This is a genomic window from Candidatus Binatia bacterium (assembly GCA_035631035.1).
Lineage (GTDB): Bacteria > Eisenbacteria > RBG-16-71-46 > SZUA-252 > SZUA-252 > DASQJL01.
The window spans coordinates 1-3,762 of the sequence record DASQJL010000092.1 but is presented as its reverse complement, the minus strand read 5'-3'; the positions used below and the strand labels follow the sequence as shown (position 1 = coordinate 3,762).

At 69.2% G+C, this 3,762-nt stretch carries 3 protein-coding genes; all 3 read right to left on the bottom strand.

Going from position 1 to position 3,762, the window contains the following annotated elements; genetic code table 11:
• Positions 1-286 precede the first annotated feature (286 nt).
• Positions 287-1,795 (bottom strand): glycosyltransferase family 39 protein, encoded by a 1,509-nt coding sequence (locus tag VE326_09970; protein HYJ33532.1) that lies wholly within the window; start codon positions 1,793-1,795, stop codon positions 287-289.
• A gap of 149 nt (positions 1,796-1,944) precedes the next feature.
• Positions 1,945-2,958 (bottom strand): 3-deoxy-7-phosphoheptulonate synthase, encoded by a 1,014-nt coding sequence (gene aroF / locus VE326_09965; GenBank protein ID HYJ33531.1) that lies wholly within the window; start codon positions 2,956-2,958, stop codon positions 1,945-1,947.
• Positions 2,959-3,240: 282 nt separating this feature from the next.
• On the bottom strand, positions 3,241-3,762 hold a 522-nt coding region (locus tag VE326_09960; protein HYJ33530.1), incomplete at its 5' end, for a hypothetical protein.

Sequence of the window (3,762 nt, the reverse complement as noted above, 5' to 3'; positions counted from 1 at the left end):
GCGCGTTACGTTGCTCAAGAAGATGCAATCTGAGACGCGAACCGCTCCGCGAGCGTGCTCGAAAATTCACCCGCGCTGGCGCGTGTGAAGCCTGCGACAACTGTCATGTGATTTCACCGCTGCTAGCGGCGGTGAATCTTGCGACACCTGTCATGCGATTTCACCGCTGCTGGCGCGTGTGAAACTTGCGACAACTGTCATGCGATTCACTCACGCTGGGATGATGCGAATGCCCTGACCTACTTCACTCCAGCAGGAGCGGTGCGCCAGCTCCGAGACCAGCTAGCTACGGCTGGACCGCGAACACCAGCGCGGTGGGGCTCTCGAACACCCGCTGCCACCCGGGTGGGGTCGCCTGCGACTGCGCGATCTGACGGGCCGCGGCGCGGGTGCCGAACTCGATGCCCGAGATCAACACGAAGTGGGCGTTCTCTCGTAGCGCGACCGCGCGTAGCGAATCCGGCGTGGGAGCGTCGGGCATCGGGACGAACTTCATGTTGGCGAGGAATGCGGCGTGGGGTTTGCGCGCCATGAGCGCGCTCTGAACATTGCGCTCCTTCAGGAAGTCCACGGCCTGGGTCAGATCGTAGGGTCCCGCTTTCACGTTCTCGGTATTGGCGGGATCCTGGGTCCAGCCGTAGGCGGCAACGGCGACCGGGATCCACATCACCATGAACGCGAAGGCCCGGACCGGAAACGTGCGCTCCAGCCCGGCCAGCACGCGCGCGACCTGGGGCGAGGCGAAGGGCCACGTGGCGAGCGCGATGTAGAACGGCAGGAGCGGCAGCGAGAAGCGCGCGCCGTAGAACACCGGGACAAGGGAGAGGAACGCCAGCGCGCCGAATGCGAGATAGCCCGCGACGCGCCTTCCGGGGCGGTCGCGAAGCATCAAGAACGCGCCGATCACGGCCAACACCCCCCACAGCGGCGAGAGCAGCTCGAAGAGGTCGCGGCGCAAGTGCTCGACGAAGTTCTTCACCATCGCGCCGGCGAAGCGGCCGGGATCCAGCCGCACGACGTCGGCGAACGACTGGATCTTTCGCGTGCCTCCGTAGAAGAACTTCTCCCAGTTCCCTTCTCCATACACGGCGTAGCCGACGTTCACATAATTGGAGTTGGTGAGCGGATTCCCAGTGTGCGCGGCATTGATCCAGAGCCACGGCAAGGCGCCCACCACAAACGCCGCCGAATACAGCCCCGCGCGGCGCCATCGCGCCGCGGGCTCGCCCGCCGGCACGCGGAACAACAGAAAGAGCGCGAGCGCGCCCGGCCAGAGCACGAGCCCGTTGTAGCGCGTCGAGAACGCCCATCCGCCGAGGAGCCCCGAGGCGAGGATCGCCCGCCACCCCGGGTCGCGGCTTCGCAACAGCAGCGCGATCGAGGCGAGGGTCACCGCGACGAAGAACATATCGGTGCCCACCTCGTAGGTGTTCGCCAGGAAGACCTTGTTCCCCGCGAGAATCAACACTCCCGCGAGGGCGAGGCCCGGGCCGAAGAGGCTTCGGTGCAGCCGGTAGAGCAGCAGCAGCGAGAACGCCGCCGACAGGAGCGCCACGATCTGGGCGGCGCGGAAGGTCTCGAAACCGAAGAACGACACCGCCGTCACGACGGCGGGATAGCCCCACCCCTTGGAATCGTAGTTGGCGATGTCCACGGCGCCGTGCCTGAGGTCGCGCGCGGCCGGGCCGTACTTCCAGTAGAAGTCGGTCTCGACCGCATAGTTGCCGATCCGGTGGCTCGTGAACGCCTGCGCGCCCCAGTAGATCGTGAACAGCGCGATGAAGGCGTACGCCACCCAGCGGGTCCAGCGGGTGGCTCCGGCGGGGGCGCTGTGTCCGCGTGCGTGAGGGCTCGCCGCGCCGTGCCCGTCCCCGCCGCGCGAGGGCGTCCCGCTGCCGCGCGGTCCTTCGCGCCGCGGGGCCGGGCCGCCGCGCCGGCGCCGCGTCACAGCGAGCGCCCCACCGCCTCGGCGATCATGCGAATCTGCCCCGTGAGCTCGGCGAACTGATCCGGGAAGAGCGACTGCGGGCCGTCGCAGATGGCGCGCTCGGGATCGTAGTGCACCTCGACCAGGAGTCCGTCGGCACCTGCCGCCACCGCGGCACGCGCGAGCGGCGGCACCTTGTCGCGGATCCCCGCGGCATGGCTCGGATCCACGATCACCGGGAGATGGCTGAGCGACTTGGCCACGGCCACCGCGTTCAGGTCGAGGGTGTTCCGGGTGTAGGTCTCGTAGGCGCGGATGCCGCGCTCGCACACCAGCACGCGATCGTTCCCCCCCGACATGACGTACTCGGCGCTCATCAGCCACTCGTCCACGGTGGCGGCCAGGCCGCGCTTCACCAGCACCGGCCGCTCCACGCTGCCCAGCTCGCGGAGCAGCGGATAGTTCTGCATGTTCCGCGCGCCCACCTGGAAGATGTCGACGTACTTGTCCATGAGGGCGATCTGGCTCTTGTCCATCACCTCGGAGATGACGAGGAGTCCGTGCATGTCGGCGACGCGCCGCATCAGCTTGAGCCCCTCTTCCCCGAGACCCTGGAACGAATAGGGAGAGGTGCGTGGCTTGAACGCGCCGCCCCGCATGATGCGCGCCCCGGCCGCGCGGACCGCCGCGCCCGTCTTGACCAGCTGCTCCTCGGATTCGATGGTGCAGGGTCCCGCCATCAGGACGATCGCGTTTCCGCCGATCTCCACGTCCCCCACCCGGACGATCGTCGTCTCCTTGCGGAAGGCGCGGCTGGCGAGCTTGAAGGGCGAGGGGATGCGGCGGACCTCCTCGACGCCGGCCAGCGAGCGCATCTCGTCGAGCGGCGGTATCGTCCCCTCGCCCACGGCGGCCATCGTCACCTGCGTCCCGTTCGGGGAGTAGACGACCTGGAATCCCAGGTCGCGCAGGCGCGCTTCGACCGCGTGGCGCTGCTCGGGCGTGGCGTCGCGATGAAGGACGATGACCATGGCATCCTCAGGAATAGAAACGCCCACTGCCGGAGATCCGGCAATGGGCGGGGCCTCGGCGCGGGCCGGGATCGTTCATCCCCGCTCGCGCCCAAGCCCCCGGGCCCACGCCCAGTATCCAAAATTGAAGCCGGTCTTCACGTTCATCGGCGTCTCGCCACCTCGTCGTAAGTGCTTTCGGGATCGCGCGTGGGTCCAGAAACGTAGCATCTTCGCCAGGGGCGGGTCAAATGGGTCCGGGGCAAACGGGGGCGATCTTGGTCCGGCGCAAACGGGCCGGGGTCAGAACGGCCGGCCACCGGGATCCCGATCGCGCGCCAGGAGCGAGAAGACGATCCAGGGCCCGCGGCCGGCGGCCACCGCCCGCAGCAGGTGCTCGCGGTCCACCGGCTCCGGACCCACGAGCGGTCCGCCCCAGCGCACGCGGACGCGCATCCGACAGACGCGCAGCACGGAGTCCGCGCGGCCCGCTCGCGACATCGCGGCCGCGCGAACGGCGTCGCCGAGCATCCGGGCGCGCCGAGTCGCCGCATCCGCCCGGAGCCCGAGCGAGTCGGCGGCCTCTTCCCCGGCGGTCGCAAGCTCCGCAGCGGCCCGCCGGTCCTCGTCCCGGGCCGCGCCGGCAAGCGAGTCCAGCGTTCGCGTGGACATCGATTGCGGAACCCCCATGCGAAGGAGAGTCGCGCCGCGAAACTCAGGGCCGCCCACGTGGCAGGACGCCAGCGACCGCGCGGCCGCCCAATCGTGCGCCGCGAGGGTCGCGAGGTAGCGCTCGGCGGCATGCCGCGCCGCGCGCACCTCCAA

Coding starts and splice junctions, on each gene's coding strand:
- aroF (HYJ33531.1), bottom strand. CDS start 2,958: ATGGTCATCGTCCTTCATCGCGACGCCACGCCCGAGCAGCGCCACGCG.